Below are 15941 nucleotides of genomic sequence, written 5' to 3'. Positions count from 1 at the left end.
CTCTGCGGCTGTCGCCGCTCACTGCTTGATGTAACGCATGGACGCGTGCATCAGTTCCACTATGCGTCCGCACGCAGCGGTTCGCCGACCTCGTGCAGGTGCCCGAGCGCCTGGCGGTAGGAGTCGATCACGCCGGTCTGCGCGTAGGGGATCCCGAGCGACCGGCAGTGCGCGCGGACCAGCGGCTGCGCGAGCCGCAGATGGGGGCGGGGCATGCTCGGGAAGAGGTGGTGCTCGATCTGGTAGTTCAGCCCGCCGAGAAACCAGTCCGTCAGTGCCCCGCCGCGGATGTTCCGCGAGGTCAGCACCTGCTTGCGCAGGTGACCGAGCGTGTCGTACGTGTCGGGGTCGGGCATCTCCATGCCCTTGTGGTTGGGCGCGAAGGACATGCCAAGGTGCAGGCCGAGGAGCATCTGGTGGATCAGCAGGAAGACCAGCGCCTGCGGCAGGGAGAGCGTCGTCACCAGCAGCGCCACGTACGCGCCGACGTGGACCGTGAGCAGCGCGGCCTCCCGCGCGCGGTGCGCGGGGGTCATGTGGTTGTCCTCCCGGGAGAACACCGCGCGGAACCCGTGGATCTTGAGCGCGATGCCCTCCAGCGTCGTCAGCGGGAAGAAAAGCCACGCCTGGTGCCGGGTGAGCCATCCGGCGAAGCCGGAGCGGCCCGCCGCGTGGTCCTTGCTGAAGACGATGATGTCGGGCGAGACGTCCGGATCCTTGTCGAGGTGGTTGGGGTTGGCGTGGTGCTTGTTGTGCTTGTCGTTCCACCACTCCTGACTCATCCCGAGCAGCAGGTTCGCGTGCACCAGCTGCACCAGCCGTCCCCGGGCCCGGTCCGCGGTGATCTGCGCGTGTCCCGCGTCGTGGCCGATGAAGGCCATGCGCGCCGTGACGACCGCGAAAGGAGGCGCGAGCAGCAGGGCCCACCAGGACGGGCCGAGTGCCACGAGACCGAAGACGATCGCACCGAGGACGCTCAGGTTGACGGTTATGGTGCGCGCGTACCAGCCGGTCCTGCGTTCCAGGAGTCCTTGTTCCTTCACCTGGCGCAGCAGCGGCGCGAACTCACTGCCTGTAGTCGTCCTGGCGGACGCGGCGGGTGCGGAGCTCCGCTGTGGCTCCGTCTCTACGGAGAGGGCGACGGCCTGGGACATGAGGTCTCCGGTCTGTGGTCGGATGGCGCGGCCGCGTCGGGCCGGTGCATGACGCGCTCACTGCGCTGACCTCAACAAACCTAGGATTGGGGGCCTCCCGGAACCATGGCGGCACCACCCGCTCCCCTGGCGGCTGCCCCCCGTGGCGACAGTGGTGCTGGCCACACCCCCGCCCGGCTCCCGGCCACACCCCGTGGCGACCAGCCCTCCCGGGCCCGCGGTGACGGGACGGACAGCGTTGCGCGGCTGACCGGCCCGTTCCCCGGCCGGCCAGGTCCCTTCCCCGGCCGGCTCGACGGCTGCGGTTCCGTGTCCGGCACGACGCATGGCACCGCCGTCGCCCCCGGCCCGCCGTCGCCCGCGAACCGGGCGGGCGGCATCCCGTGCCCCGACCCGCCTCCCGTCTTCCGCGCGACGGCGCGGTGATCGTACGGTGGGCCCGCGCCGACAAGCCCGCGCATGGCTGGGCGGGACGACGCCACATCCGCGACGACAGGAGCAGCACACCCATGAGTGACCCGAGGATCCTGACCGTACGCCCCGAGAAGGGCGAGTACGCCTGGACGTTCGGCGGGAACGCCCCCGTGGCGCGGATCGCGCCGGGCACCGTCCTCGACCTGTTCACCGAGGACTGCTTCGCGGGCCGGGTGCGTTCCACGAGCGACCTGGTGTCCGAGGTCTGCGAGTTCCCGTTCCTCAACCCGCAGACGGGGCCGTTCCACGTGGAGGGCGCGGAGCCGGGCGACACCGTCGCCGTGCACTTCGTGTCGATCGAGCCCGCGCGCGACTGGGCCGCGTCGACCACGGTCCCCCTCTTCGGCGCCCTGACCTCCACCCACACGACGGCGACGCTGCAGGCTCCGCTGCCCGAGGTGGTGTGGATGTGGCAGCTCGACAGGGAGCGCAGGACCTGCAGATTCACCGCGCGCGACAGCGACATCGAGATCGACCTGCCGATGGACCCGATGCACGGAACCGTCGGCGTGGCGCCCGCCAACCTCGAAGTGCGCTCCGCCCTGGTGCCGGACGCGCACGGCGGCAACATGGACACGCCCGAGATGCGGGCGGGGGTGACCTGCTACCTCGGCGTCAACGTCGAGGGGGCACTGCTGAGCCTCGGTGACGGGCACGCCCGCCAGGGCGAGGGCGAGACCTGCGGGGTGGCCGTGGAGTGCGCGATGAACACCGTCGTCGTGGTGGAACTGCTCAAGGGCGTCTCGACTCCCTGGCCGCGCATCGAGTCGGACACGCACATCATGTCGACGGGCTCCGCGAGGCCGCTGGAGGACGCCTTCCGGATCTCGCAGCTGGATCTCGTGCAGTGGCTGGCCCGCGACTACGGGCTGTCCGAGCTCGACGCCTACCAACTGGTCTCGCAGGCCGGTGAGGCGCCCATCGCGAACGTCTGCGACACCAACTACACGTGCGTGGCCAAGATCCGCAAGGAGTGGCTGCCCGCGGGAGAACCGCACCGCGGTCTGCATCAGCATCTGAGGGAGACCTCCGCGATCCTGCCCCGATCCTGACGGGCCCCCGGCGAAACGGCCGGCGAGGCGGCCGGCGCCCCGGCGGCCCTCGCCGAACCGCGGCGCACCACCGGGAGCGCCGGGCGAAGGGCCGGGCCAAAGCCTCGCGAACCGGCTCGTGCACGGTGCTTGCCGGGGCCCGCCCAGGGGACGACGATGGCCGTCATCCGGTGAATCGCGCCCCGGGAGGCCGTGTTGACCGAGTCATGGGTGGCGTTGACGGCCGGGGCCGATCCGGCCGAGCAGCGCCGGAAGCTGGGGCGCGCGTACGAGTCGTTCACCGCGGCCGGACGAGTGGAGCGCCCCGTACGACAGGTGGTCGCGGAGTCCTGGCGGCGCTCGGCGCACGCCCGGGTCAGCCCCGAGGGCACGGCGGCCGTGGAGATCGCCGACGACACGCTCGCCGCGTACCGGGACGGCCATCCGCTGGCCCGCGTGATGCCGCTGATCCGCGAACTCACCTGCGGGTACGCGATGGACGGCGAGCACCTGGTGGCGGTGTGCGACGCGCGCGGCAGGCTGCTGTGGGTGGAGGGGCACGCCGGCGCCAGGAAGCGGGCGGACGCCATGAACTTCGTACCGGGTGCCGGCTGGGCCGAAGCCGCGGCGGGCACGAACGCCCCGGGGACGGCGATCGCCGAGGACCGGCCCGTGCAGGTCTTCGCCGCCGAGCACTTCCGGCGTCCCGTGCACCACTGGACCTGCGCGGCCGCACCCGTGCACGACCCGCGCACGGGACGGGTGCTCGGCGCGGTCGACATCACCGGCGGGGACCGGCTCGCCCACCCGCACAGCCTCGCCTTCATCGGCGCGGTCGCGAGGGCCGCGGAGTCGCACCTCGCGCTCCTGCAACCCGCCGCGCCCACCGAGAACCTTCGGCTCTCGGCCCTCGGCAGGAACGAGGCGCTGCTGGTGACGGGCGGTCGGCGGACGGCACTGAGCCGCCGTCACAGCGAGATCGTGACCCTGCTGGCGGGCCGACCCGAGGGCGTGCCGGGCGACGAGTTGCTGGTCGAGCTGTACGAGGACGAGTCGGTCACGCCCGTCACGCTGCGCGCCGAGCTGTCCAGGCTGCGCGGTGTCCTCGGCCCGGAGCCGCTGCGCTCACGGCCGTACCGGCTGGCCGCCCGCGTCGACACGGACTTCGCCGCCGTCGGGCGGCTGCTGGCCTCCGGTGCGGTGACGGCGGCGGCCAACGCGTACACGGGTCCCCTGCTGCCGGGTTCGCAGGCGCCCGCCGTGGTGCGGCTGCGGCGCCGCCTGGCCGACCAGTTACGGGCCGCGCTCGTCGCGCGGGCCGATCCGGTGCTGCTCGCCGACTGGGCGAACAGCCCGTGGGGGGAGGAGGACCTCCCGGTGTGGCGGGCGCTGGCCCGCGCGCTCCCCGGCGGTCAGCGGGCCCCGGCCCTGGCGAGGCTGCGTGAGCTGGACCGGACGCAGCGTGGCTGATCCCGGCGAGCCGCCCCCGTACGTCCGCCGTCCCACGCCCTTCAGCCACCGCTCCCACCGTCCCGCGCCCCTCAGCAGCCACCCTCACAACCCACCATCAGGGCCGGTGTGCCGGGCCCCCGATGCCGGAGCGCCCCCCCACGGCCCATCCCACGGTGCGCGACCCGCTCCCCCTCCTTAATCTCTTGTCATGGCGGGGCCCCGGGGTGCCGAAGTCCCGACGCTTCCAGCCGTCCGTCCCGTTCGCTCTTCCGTTCGTTCCTCCGTTCGTCCCTCGGAGAGACCACCGGCGTCCTGCCGCAGTCCGGCGACGCGTATACACAGGTATGACTTGTCAGGTGTGCCGGACGATCTTCCGGGTAGGCACCTCGACCCAACGGTAGGAGCGTGCATGCCTGAGCTGTTCATCGGCGGCAAGTGGACGTCGGCGGTCGAGGGAAAGGTACGGGAGATCCGTTGCCCCGCGGACGGCACCCTGGTCGCGGCGGTCGACGAGGCAGGCCCCCGGGACGCCGCCGCCGCGATCGCGGCCGCGCGGGACGCCTTCGACAGCGGCCCTTGGCCGCACACGTCGGCGGCGGAGCGGGGGGCACTGCTGCTGCGCGTCGCGGACCTGCTGGTGCGTGACAAGGAAGCGCTCGCGCGCGCCGAGTCCCTGGATACGGGGAAACGGTTCGTCGAGAGCGAGTTCGACATGGACGACATCGCCAAGTGCTTCCGGTACTTCGGCAACCTGGTGGCGGCGGGCGGCACGGACCGGATCGTGGACGCCGGTGACCCCACCGTCGACAGCCGCGTCGTGCAGGAGCCGGTGGGCGTCTGTTCACTGATCACGCCCTGGAACTACCCCCTGCTGCAGACGGCGTGGAAGGTCGCGCCGGCGATCGGCGCGGGCAACACGTTCATCCTCAAGCCCAGCGAGCTGACCCCGCACACGGCGATCCACCTGATGCGGCTGCTGAGCGAGGCGGGACTACCGGACGGCGTGGCCAACCTGGTCCTCGGCACCGGTGCCGAGGCGGGTGCCCCGCTGACGGAGGATCCGCGCGTCGACATGGTCTCGTTCACCGGCGGCCTCCTCACGGGCCGCCGCATCATGGCGGCGGCGGCGCCGACCGTGAAGAAGGTGGCTCTTGAGCTCGGTGGCAAGAACCCGAACATCGTCTTTGCCGACGCGGACTACGAGACAGCCGTCGATTACGCGCTGACCGCGATCTTCCTGCACTCCGGGCAGGTGTGCTCCGCGGGCGCGCGGCTGCTGGTCGAGGACAGCCTGCACGACCGGTTCGTGGACGACGTCGTCGAGCGCGCACGGGCCATCCCGATGGGCGGCCCCTTCGACGAACACGCGCGGACCGGGCCGCTGATCTCCGCCGCGCACCGCGAGAAGGTCGAGCGGTACGTGGCGGCCGGGATCGCGGAGGGCGCCGTGCTGCGCTGCGGCGGCAAGCGTCCGGACGGTGCCGCCTTCGAAGACGGTTTCTACTACCTGCCGACCGTGCTGGACGAGTGTGCCGCCGGCATGTCGGTGGTCACCGATGAGTCCTTCGGACCGGTGCTCACCGTCGAGCGGTTCCACACCGAGGACGAGGCGGTGGGGCTCGCGAACGACACGATCTACGGTCTCGCGGGTGCCGTGTGGTCGCAGGACGTCGGCAAGGCGCACCGGGTGGCGGCGAGAATGCGGGCGGGCACCGTGTGGATCAACGACTTCCAGCCGTACGTGCCGCAGGCCGAGTGGGGCGGTTACAAACAGTCCGGCTTCGGGCGGGAGCTGGGACCCGCGGGTCTCGCCGAGTACCAGGAGGCCAAGCACGTGTGGCGCAACCTCGAACCGAGTCCCCTGAGGTGGTTCGAATGAGTGCCACGATCCCCGACGACGAGCACGACGACGGCGACCAGTCGATCTCGGACTTCGGATACAAGCCGCAGCTGAAGCGGACCCTCGGCAACTTCCACACCTTCGCGGCCGGCATCAGCTACATCTCGATCCTGACCGGCACCTTCCAGCTGTTCAACCTCGGTGTCGGCTTCGGCGGGCCTGCCTACTGGTGGTCCTGGCCGATGGTGTTCGTGGGCCAGCTGATGGTGGCGCTCTGCTTCTGCGAGCTGGCGGCCCGCTATCCCGTCGCCGGCTCGGTCTACAACTGGTCGAAGAAGCTCGGCGGTGAGCATCTGGGCTGGCTCGGCGGCTGGATGATGGTGACGGCCACCATGGTCTCGCTCTCGGCGGTCGCCCTCGCCTACCAGCAGACCCTCCCCCAGATCTCGTCGGTGTTCTGGGTCATCGGGAACGGCAGCGACCCCGCCGACGCCGCCAAGAACGCCGTGTTCCTCGGCAGTTGCCTGATCGTCTTCACCACTCTCGTCAACGCCTTCGGTGTGAAGCTGATGGCGAGGATCAACTCGGGCGGTGTGCTGATCGAGCTGATCGCCGCCGTCGTCCTGATCGCCCTGCTGGCCGCCCACATCACCCGCGGCGCGGGCACGATCACCGAGTCCCACGGGCTCGGCAAGGGGCAGCCCCTCGGCTACTTCGGCGCCTTCCTCACCGCGTCGCTGGCCTCCGCGTACGTCATGTACGGCTTCGACACCGCGTCGTCGCTCGGCGAGGAGTCGAAGAACCCCAGCCGCAACGCACCACGCGCGATCCTGCGCGCCCTGATCGCCTCGTTCCTCATCGGCGGCCTGATCCTGCTGTTCGCGCTGCTGGCCGTGCCGAACCTGAACTCGTCCAAACTCTCCACCGATGGACTGCAGTTCGTCGTGCTGTCGACGCTCGGTTCGAGCGTCGGTCAGGGCGTGCTGTGGTGCGTGTTCATCGCCATCACGGTGTGCGAGCTCGCCGTCCACACGGCCGGAATCCGGCTCGCGTTCGCGATGGCGCGGGACAACGGTCTGCCCGCGTCGTCGTGGGTGGCCAAGGTGAGTCCCCGCTTCCAGACCCCGATCGTCCCGGCGGTGGTCATCGGGCTGGTCGCGATCGGCATCCTCGTCATCAACATCGACCAGCCGCAGATCTTCTCCGTCGTCACCAGCATCGCGATCATCATGATCTATCTGGCGTACCTCTCGGTGACGGTACCCATGCTGTGGCAGCGCCTGCGCGGCAACTGGCACCCCGTCAAGGGGCAGTTCTCACTGGGCAAGTTCGGCCTCCCGGTCAACATCGTCGCTGTCCTGTGGGGCGGCGCCATGGCCCTCAACCTCGCCTGGCCGCGCGCCAGTATCTACAACGCGACGTCCCCGCACCACTGGTACCTGCAGTGGGGGGCGTTCCTCTACATCGGTGTGATCGCCGGCGCCGGCTTCATCTACTACTGGTTCCGCAAGCGCGGCCGGATCAATGTCATCGAGGGCAGCCGCGCCGCCGTCCCCGACCCGGAGCAGCCGGCGGCCCCGTAGCACGGCGGCGCGCCCCGTCGCCTGCCGCCGGCGGCGCGCCCCCTCCCCACTCCGCCTCCCCGCACCGGTCGTGCCCGCCTCCACGCTGCCCTCCCCGCGCAGGTCCGCACCGGTTCCCACTGAACACTCTGAACTCTGGAGCAGTGATGTCCGCTCAGTCCGCAGATACTTCCGCACCCGTCTACGACTACGTCGTTGTCGGCGGCGGCACGGCAGGTGCCGTCGTGGCCGCACGGCTCAGTGAGGACCCCGACGTCACGGTGTGCGTCGTGGAGGCAGGGCCGTCGGACGTCGGCGACGAGAACGTGCTGCGGCTTGAGAAGTGGATGGCCCTGCTGGAGTCCGGCTACGACTGGGACTACCCCATCGAGCCGCAGCAGTTCGGCAACAGCTTCATGCGGCACGCACGGGCGAAGGTGCTCGGCGGCTGCTCGTCCCACAACTCGTGTATCGCCTTCTGGGCGCCGGCGGAGGACCTGGACGAGTGGGGCGCGCTCGGCTGCTCGGGCTGGAGCGCCGCCGACTGCTTCCCGCTCTACCAGCGCCTGGAGACCAACGACGCGCCGGGCGACCACCACGGTCGCTCGGGCCCGGTCACCATCCGTACGGTGCCGCCGCACGACCCGTGCGGCGCCGCCCTCCTCTCGGCGTGCGCAGAAGCGGGCATCCCCACCACGCCGTTCAACAGCGGTACGACCGTGACACACGGAGCGAACTGGTTCCAGATCAACGCCCGTGAGGACGGTACGCGTTCGTCGGCATCCGTGTCGTATCTGCACCCGATCCTCGGCAAGCGGGCCAATCTGGAGATCCGCACCGGACTCCAGGCGACGCGGTTGCTGTTCGACGGCGAGCGGTGCTCCGGCGTGGAGTTCCTGCTGCCCGACACGCTCCACCGGGACAAGGTGCTGGCCCGCCGGGAGGTGATCGTCTCCTGTGGCGCGATCGACGCGCCGAAGCTGCTGATGCTCTCGGGCATCGGCCCGGCGGAGCACCTGCGGGAGACGGGCATCCCGGTACGGGTCGACTCCCCCGGCGTCGGCTCGCACCTGCAGGACCACCCGGAGGGCGTCATCATGTGGGAGGCCAAGCGCCCCATGGTGACCTCCTCGACGCAGTGGTGGGAGATCGGGATCTTCACGCAGACCGAAGAGGGCCTCGACCGGCCCGATCTGATGTTCCACTACGGTTCCGTGCCGTTCGACATGAACACCTACCGGCGCGGATACCCCACCACCGACAACGCGTTCTGCCTCACCCCGAACGTGACGAGGTCGCGGTCGAAGGGCACGGTGCGGCTGCGCACACGGGACTTCCGGGACAAGCCGAGGGTCGACCCGCGCTACTTCACCGACGAGCACGACATCCGTGTGATGACGTACGGTCTGCGGCTCGCGCGCACCATCGCGGCGCAGGCCCCGATGGCCGAGTGGACGGGTCCCGAACTGGCCCCCGGCCCCGGGGCGCAGAGCGACGAGGAGCTGTTCCAGTACATCCGCGAGACTCACAACACCGTCTACCACCCCGCGGGTACGGTGCGGATGGGCGCGGAGTCCGACGTCGACTCGCCGCTCGACCCCCAGTTGCGGGTGAAGGGTGTGACGGGGCTGCGCGTGGCGGACGCCTCGGTGATGCCGTTCCTGCCCGCCGTGAACCCGTGCATCACCACGATGATGATCGGCGAGAAGTGCGCCGACATGATCAAGTCGGCTCAGCTCGCGTCCCGGTGACCCTCCTGGCCGTCAGGCGTCTCGCAACCTGGTTGCAACGTAGCGGTGTCTAGCCTCGGTTCCGTGCCGTCCAACGGCGGGCGGCACGGACTCCGGGAGGTCCCCAGCGATGACCCGCTACGCAAGCCCCGGCACGGAGGGCTCCGTCGTCTCGTACCAGGCGCGCTACGACCACTGGATCGGCGGCGAGTACGTGCCGCCCGCCCGGGGCCAGTACTTCGAGAACCCGAGCCCGGTCGACGGACGGCCCTTCACGGAGATCGCACGCGGTACGGCGGACGACGTGGAGCGGGCGCTCGACGCCGCGCACGGCGCGGCACCCCGGTGGGCCGCGACCTCCGCCGCCGACCGGGCGAACGTCCTGAACAGGATCGCCGACCGGATGGAGGCGCACCTGGAGGAACTCGCGGTCGCGGAGAGCTGGGAGAACGGCAAGCCCGTCCGGGAGACACTGGCCGCCGACATACCGCTGGCGATCGACCACTTCCGCTACTTCGCCGGTGCCCTTCGCGCGCAGGAGGGCTCACTCAGCGAACTGGACGGGGACACGGTCGCGTACCACTTCCACGAGCCGCTGGGCGTGGTCGCGCAGATCATCCCGTGGAACTTCCCCATCCTGATGGCGACATGGAAGCTGGCGCCGGCGCTGGCCGCGGGCAACGCGATCGTCCTCAAACCGGCTGAGCAGACGCCCGCGTCGATCCACCTGTGGATGAGCCTTGTGGCGGATCTGCTCCCGCCGGGTGTCCTCAACATCGTCAACGGCTTCGGTGTGGAGGCCGGCAAGCCGCTCGCGTCGAGCCCGCGTGTCGCGAAGGTCGCGTTCACCGGCGAGACCACGACCGGCCGGCTGATCATGCAGTACGCGTCTGAGAACATCAAACCGGTCACACTGGAACTCGGCGGCAAGAGCCCCAACATCTTCTTCGACGACGTGTGCGCGGCGGACGACGACTTCCGCGACAAGGCACTCGAAGGCTTCACCATGTTCGCCCTCAACCAGGGTGAGGTGTGCACCTGTCCTTCGCGGGCGCTCATCCAGCGGGGCCACTACAGCGAGTTCCTGGAGGCGGGTGTCGCCCGCACCGAACAGATCCGGCCGGGACACCCGCTCGACACCACCACGATGATCGGCGCGCAGGCCTCCAACGACCAGCTGGAGAAGATCCTCTCGTACCTGGACATCGGCCGGCAGGAGGGCGCGAAGATCCTCACCGGGGGTGAACGCGCCGAGTTCAGCGGGGACATGGCAGGCGGCTACTACGTACAGCCCACGATCTTCGAGGGCGACAACCGCATGCGGATCTTCCAGGAGGAGATCTTCGGCCCGGTGCTCGCCGTCGCGTCGTTCAACGACTTCGACGACGCGATCAAAACGGCCAACGACACCCTGTACGGCCTCGGCGCGGGCGTCTGGACCCGCGACGGAGCCACGGCCTACCGAGCGGGCCGCGCGATCCAGGCGGGCCGGGTGTGGACGAACTGCTACCACCTCTACCCGGCGCACGCCGCGTTCGGCGGCTACAAGCAGTCCGGGATCGGCCGGGAGAACCACCGGATGATGCTGGAGCACTACCAGCAGACGAAGAACCTCCTGGTGTCGTACTCGGCGAAGAGGCTCGGGCTCTTCTAGGCGTGCACGGAGGGCGCCTGACCAGGCACTTTACCTGGCAGGCGCCCTGGGTGTCTCAGGTGGAGCCACGCTGCGAGATATACGGTAACTCCCGATATCTCCCACGTCTGTGCCACCTGTGACCAGCTGTTCCGGGGCATTTCCGGGCCAGAACGCCCCTCACACGTCCTGCTCTGTACTGCCCGGCCTCTCCCACCGCCGCATCGACTCCTCGATCAGGCCGTTGGCGTGATCACGCGCCTCGGCAATGAACTTGGCGTAGTAGCGGAAGAGGACCTGGATACTTTGACCGGCCCGGCGAGCACACTCAGCTGGGTCAACACCCGAGGCGAGCCAGAACGAGATGCCTGCGTGACGCAGGTCGTAGGGACGCTTTGCCAGCTCGAGGGCACGCTCATCAAGAGTGAGCACATCTTCACGCCCCCGTCGCCAGGTGATGCCGTAAGCAGCGGGATCGATGTAGTTCCCGTTGGCGTTACGGAACAAGCGCCCGTCTGATGCGACACCGAAGGTGTCCATGTGCTCGCGAAGCATACGGACGAGGACGGGCGGAATGGGGACTGGTCGAGTCGCCTTGGTCGCGCGTCGCTTGAGGGAGTGAATCTCGTGGACAGCACCGTCGTCGGACCACTCCTTCCCCGCCGTCACGACTCCTCCCTTGAGATTGAGGAGTCCCCATCCTTCAACTGGCAGCCGGCACTGCGACTTTTGCAATTGGATAACCTCTGCTGGCCGCATTGCGGCGTAATACATGCAGCCGAAGAACGCATACAGGTGTGGACCGCGCCCGGGCAGGTTCTTAACACCGTCCAGCAGACGCCTGACCTGCGCGGGGTTAGGGACACAGTCTGGGTCGACTTCGTCGGCGACTTCTGGCGCGGTCCAGCGCAGTCCCGTGAGAGGGTTTTGATTGAAGTATCCGCGTTCTACTGCGACACCAAATACCTATTCACTGCCGCTTTTTTCCGCTTTGTCGTTTTCGCGGCAGCCGCCCCACCGTCGATCTTGCGGCATAGGGCATCGAGCCCTCGCCGCAAGACGTCGGGGTCCTCCAACTCGCTGACGGGAAGTGAGTGACGCTGTAGCCACTCGAGCGCCCGCTGCCACTCTTCGCAAGGGTCGCTCCTCCAGGCGTTCTTGTTGTACGCCCACGAGTACAGCGCGCGCCGCAGTCCCGGAGGGGCCTGAGACCTGACTGCTGGCCCCACAAAGGCAGGGGTGATGGTCGCGAGGGCATCAGCGAGAGTGCGGCGCGTGTTACCTGGCGTTCGGTCCCAGCGCAGGTCTATGTACTCCTTCGCCAACACGTACCACGTGGTGCGCTGCTTCAAGGCCCGCACCTCGGAAGCCGGAAGGCCAGTCCTTGTATCGAACTGCTCCCCTTCACGTGCGGCCGTCACGAGCTTGGAACGTCGGCTCTCCGCCAGCCCCTTCGTCAGGAAAGACTCGGACTTCTCCCGGCCAGCTACCGTCCATCGAACCTCGTAGCCCTTGCGACGGTCGGACCGCTCACGGATTTCCCAGAATCTAACCCGATAACTCATCGCCATTCAGGTGTATCCCTTTCGCATGCCGCCCACCAAGCATCCAGATCCACTCGACGGCAGCGCAGTTCACCATTCGGGAGTTTGATCATTCGAGGCGCCTTGCCGCGGGCACGGAGACGGTAGAACGCCGATGCGCTCATTCGAATCTCCGCAAGGACTTCGGCGAGTTTTAGGGAGGCAGGTCGCGTCATAGTTCGTGGATCACATCTCATGAGTCACCAATCCAGCACTGACTCCTCCACGGTCTCGGCTACTGCCGGTTTGGCTAACCGGAAATCGTGGGCTATGTTGCGCGCCTCCAAGGTGTGCGTAGAGACCCCGCTTCGCTCAGGTAGACGGCTCTAGGTTTGCTTACGCTGCCGCGAGAGGCCACACCGTTCAGGCGTCCAATGTGTCTGCCGTCGGCGAATGGCCAACGTGCGGCCGGCCCGCAGGCGGATGCTGCCAAGCTGATCGGCCGGACCATCCTCCTCGCCGCTGCGGCCCGGCCAGGCGGGCAGGCGGCGGGGCAGCTGGTGGAGGGGATCGGCGCCTTCGCCGCAGGCGTGGCCCACGCCTCGGCGGGTGAGGGGTGGCTGTGGGAGGTCGCCGTGCTGTGGCTCGCGGACACGGTGAACATCCTGAGCACGTATCTCTCAGCCCCGGCCGACCTGCCCCTGCCGGACGCCGCCGAGCGCCTCATCGCCCGCGCACCCGCCTTGGCGGAATTCCTGGACCGGACGACGGCCTACCTCATGGGGGCGACGCAGGAGCGCGCGCTGTGGGAGCGGCTGCTGTCCGTCACGGCGACGGCGGTGGCCGGGTGACCCCCGGCCCATCGGCGTTGTCGGCGCCGGGGCGGTCGGCCAGGCCGTGTGCACCGTGCTGATCAGCGGCGGCCTGGACGGGCGGCTCCTTGTAGCCTCCCGCACCATCACGCAGGCCGGCGCGCTCGCCGCGGACCTCGACGACATGCGCTCCGCCCTGCGCCATCCTGCCGCGCCGCAAGCCGTGCCCGTCGAGGAGCTGCAGGGCTGCGACGCCGTGGTCATCGCGGCCCGGGCAGACTTCGTGAACCACAACACCCACGACGTGCGCCAGGGCTGGGCCGTCGCGAACGCCCACGTGATCCGCGAACTCGCCACCGTGCTGCACGGTTTCGACGGTGTCGTCCTCGTGGTCACCAACCCAGTCGACCTCATGACCCGCCTGTTCGCCGAGACATCAGGATGCCGGCGCTTGTTCAGAATCGGCTCGAACCTCGACAGCGCCCGCTACCGCCTCGCGCTTGCCACCCACCTCGGTATGCCGCTGCACACCGTGGAAGGGCACGTCATCGGCGAGCACGGCGACCACGCCGTGGTGTGCGCCACTCCACCCACTCCGGGTCGTCCAGCAGCTCCTCAGCGTCCGGCAGCCCAGCGCCCTCCAGAAACACCAACAGGTCGACATCACTGTGCGCGAGGCCGAGAACCTCCCCGCGGGCAGTGACACGCAGGCCCCCGGTGGATGAGGGCGGATGCACGACAATCGGAGCCATCCCTCCAGGATCACGCAGGCCGCTCACTCCAGCACTCCGAGCTGCGCGGCGCCAGCGTGTACTCCTTCAGCGCGGCTCGCGGAGCCCCGGCGGTACGTCGGGGTCTGTCAAACGAGCGGCTCTGTTCCGTAGTCGGTGGTAACGGCAGGTGACAGGTGTCGTTGACCTGGTATCCGCGATGTCAACTCCCTTGTGGCAATGGTGTTTTCAGGGCTCTCGGCACTGGTCATCGAAGACGTGGCAGATGACGGCGAGGTGATCCGGGTCATCGCCCGGACCCGGGATGTTCCGGTGCCCTGCCCCGTGTGCGGGGTGCCGACGGGGAAGGTGCACGGGTATCACGTCCGGACGGTGGCGGATGTGCCGGTGGACGGTCGGCAGGTCGTGGCCAGCGTCCGGGTGCGACGCCTGGTCTGCCCGGTCCTGGGCTGCCGGCGGCAGACCTTCCGCGAGCAAGTCCCTGGGCTGATCGAGCGCCTTCAACGTCGCACCATGCGTCTGACCAGCCAAGTCTCTAAGGTAGTCAAGGAGTTATGCGGCCGGGCGGCCTCCCGTCTCGCCCGGTTCCTGGCCACGCCCCTCTCCTACGCCACCGCCCTGCGCCTGCTGCGGCGCATCCCCCCACCGACGGTGCGGATCCCGAGGGTGATCGGGGTCGACGACTTCGCCCTGCGCCGCCGCCACCGCTACGCCACGATCATCATCGACGCCGAGACCGGGGAACGCGTCGACGTCCTGCCCGACCGCGAGGCCGCCACCTTGGAGGCATGGCTGCGCGGGAAGAAGGAGGTGGAGGTCGTGTGCCGGGACGGCTCGGCCACCTACGCCGAGGCGATCCGCCGGGCACTGCCCGACGCGGTGCAGGTCAGCGACCGCTGGCACCTGTGGCGCAACCTGTGCGACAAGATTCTGGCCGAAGTCCGCGCCCACGCCCCTTGCTGGGCCACCGTCAATCCGCCCCGGCCCGGCGGGGTACGCGAGCAGACCACCCGCGAGCGCTGGCACACAGTCCACGCCCTCCTCGACTCCGGCGTCGGCCTGCTCGAATGCGCCCGCAGACTGAACCTCGCCCTGAACACCGTCAAGCGCTACGCCCGCATCCCTGAACCGTCCGCCGATCGCATCGCCCCACGCTACCGGCCTACCCTCGTTGATCCCTACCGCGACCACCTGCGTCAACGACGGGCGGAAGACCCGACCGTCCCCGTCACCCACCTCCTCCACGAGATCCGGGAACTGGGCTACACCGGCAGTGCCAACCTGCTGGTCCGCTACCTCAACCAGGGCCGCGCCGAAGGCGACCGCCCCGTGACAACCCCACGCCGCGTCGCCCGGCTTCTGCTCACCCACCCCGAGCACCTGTCGACCAAGGACACCGACCTGCTCGGACTCCTCACCGCTGCCTGCCCGGAGATGACCGCGCTCGCCCGACTCACCGGCGAGTTCGCCGCTCTCCTGACCCCGGCCCAGGCCAACGACAACAAGCTCACCCAGTGGATCACCACCGTCCGCACCGTCGACCTGCCCCACCTGCACAGCTTCTGCAACGGCCTCGAACTCGACCGCGCCGCCGTGAACGCCGGCCTCACCCTGCCCCACCACAACGGCCGGACCGAGGGCGTCAACACCCACACCAAGCGGATCATGCGGCAGATGCACGGCCGTGCCGGATTCGAACTCCTCCGCCACCGCATCTTGCTCAGCGCATAGGCACGCAACGTCACCACCGACTACGGAACAGAGCCCGCCCAGTACGTGGAGCTGATCGACGGGCAGGCGGACCGGGTGCGGCAGTGTGCTCACCCCGACTGCGTTCTGTTCTTCCTTGACACGTCCAGAAACGGCACCCGCCGCTGGCATTCGATGGAAACCTGCGGCGCCCGCTCCAAGGCACAGCGCCATTACCACCGTGCCCAGGGGCGCTCCACGGAGGGGGACGCCTGACAGTCGGACCGCGCTGAGACCCTGCCCGACGGCA

13 protein-coding genes and 1 pseudogene are annotated in these 15941 nt (G+C 69.3%); 10 read left to right on the top strand and 4 right to left on the bottom strand.

Annotation, left to right across the window (positions count from 1 at the left end; genetic code table 11):
* Nucleotides 1-59: 59 nt before the first annotated feature.
* Complete coding sequence (locus tag OG310_RS33695; RefSeq protein WP_329459637.1) at nucleotides 60-1154, bottom strand: fatty acid desaturase family protein; 1095 nt, start codon at nucleotides 1152-1154, stop codon at nucleotides 60-62.
* Nucleotides 1155-1663: 509 nt separating this feature from the next.
* Here OG310_RS33695 and OG310_RS33690 point away from each other — a divergent pair.
* The 6 genes from OG310_RS33690 to exaC all read left to right on the top strand — a co-directional run bounded on the left by OG310_RS33690 (nucleotide 1664) and on the right by exaC (nucleotide 10897).
* Complete coding sequence (locus OG310_RS33690; protein WP_329459636.1) at nucleotides 1664-2680, top strand: acetamidase/formamidase family protein; 1017 nt, start codon at nucleotides 1664-1666, stop codon at nucleotides 2678-2680.
* 195 nt (nucleotides 2681-2875) lie between these two features.
* Nucleotides 2876-4129 (top strand): GAF domain-containing protein, encoded by a 1254-nt coding sequence (locus OG310_RS33685; RefSeq protein WP_329459635.1) that lies wholly within the window; start codon nucleotides 2876-2878, stop codon nucleotides 4127-4129.
* A gap of 391 nt (nucleotides 4130-4520) precedes the next feature.
* Nucleotides 4521-5990: an aldehyde dehydrogenase family protein gene (locus OG310_RS33680; RefSeq protein ID WP_329459634.1), complete on the top strand. Its 1470-nt coding sequence runs from the start codon at nucleotides 4521-4523 to the stop codon at nucleotides 5988-5990.
* Nucleotides 5987-7534: an APC family permease gene (locus OG310_RS33675; RefSeq protein ID WP_329459633.1), complete on the top strand. Its 1548-nt coding sequence runs from the start codon at nucleotides 5987-5989 to the stop codon at nucleotides 7532-7534. Before OG310_RS33680 ends, OG310_RS33675 begins: the two co-directional genes overlap by 4 nt.
* A 146-nt stretch (nucleotides 7535-7680) precedes the next feature.
* Nucleotides 7681-9264, top strand: a complete 1584-nt coding sequence (locus OG310_RS33670) for a GMC family oxidoreductase (RefSeq protein WP_329459632.1) — start codon at nucleotides 7681-7683, stop codon at nucleotides 9262-9264.
* A gap of 109 nt (nucleotides 9265-9373) precedes the next feature.
* Nucleotides 9374-10897, top strand: coding sequence for an acetaldehyde dehydrogenase ExaC (gene exaC, locus OG310_RS33665; protein ID WP_329459631.1), 1524 nt, complete (start codon nucleotides 9374-9376; stop codon nucleotides 10895-10897).
* 159 nt (nucleotides 10898-11056) lie between these two features.
* On the opposite strand, the gene OG310_RS33660 is transcribed toward exaC, so the two are convergent.
* The 3 genes from OG310_RS33660 to OG310_RS33650 all read right to left on the bottom strand — a co-directional run bounded on the left by OG310_RS33660 (nucleotide 11057) and on the right by OG310_RS33650 (nucleotide 12635).
* On the bottom strand, nucleotides 11057-11416 hold the full coding sequence (locus OG310_RS33660) for a hypothetical protein (protein ID WP_329459630.1): 360 nt from the start codon (nucleotides 11414-11416) through the stop codon (nucleotides 11057-11059).
* Between the two features lie 407 nt (nucleotides 11417-11823).
* Nucleotides 11824-12447, bottom strand: coding sequence for a hypothetical protein (locus OG310_RS33655; RefSeq protein WP_329459629.1), 624 nt, complete (start codon nucleotides 12445-12447; stop codon nucleotides 11824-11826).
* Nucleotides 12438-12635: a helix-turn-helix transcriptional regulator gene (locus OG310_RS33650; RefSeq protein WP_329459628.1), complete on the bottom strand. Its 198-nt coding sequence runs from the start codon at nucleotides 12633-12635 to the stop codon at nucleotides 12438-12440. The genes OG310_RS33655 and OG310_RS33650 overlap by 10 nt, the downstream gene beginning before the upstream one ends.
* A gap of 198 nt (nucleotides 12636-12833) precedes the next feature.
* Between OG310_RS33650 and OG310_RS33645 the strand changes: the two genes are divergently transcribed.
* The 4 genes and pseudogenes from OG310_RS33645 to OG310_RS33625 all read left to right on the top strand — a co-directional run.
* Entirely contained in the window at nucleotides 12834-13250 is a 417-nt protein-coding gene (locus tag OG310_RS33645; RefSeq protein WP_329459627.1) for a hypothetical protein, read from the top strand.
* 10 nt (nucleotides 13251-13260) lie between these two features.
* On the top strand, nucleotides 13261-13914 hold the full coding sequence (locus OG310_RS38640) for a lactate/malate family dehydrogenase (RefSeq protein ID WP_443078922.1): 654 nt from the start codon (nucleotides 13261-13263) through the stop codon (nucleotides 13912-13914).
* Nucleotides 13915-14134: 220 nt separating this feature from the next.
* Entirely contained in the window at nucleotides 14135-15673 is a 1539-nt protein-coding gene (locus tag OG310_RS33630; protein ID WP_443078921.1) for an ISL3 family transposase, read from the top strand.
* A gap of 69 nt (nucleotides 15674-15742) precedes the next feature.
* Nucleotides 15743-15907: pseudogene (locus tag OG310_RS33625) on the top strand (CGNR zinc finger domain-containing protein); the annotation flags it as partial.
* Between the last annotated feature and the right edge of the window lie 34 nt (nucleotides 15908-15941).

Origin of the sequence: Streptomyces sp. NBC_01497 (genome assembly GCF_036250695.1) — a bacterium.
Lineage (GTDB): Bacteria > Actinomycetota > Actinomycetes > Streptomycetales > Streptomycetaceae > Streptomyces.
This window is presented reverse-complemented; position numbering and strand designations above follow the sequence as displayed.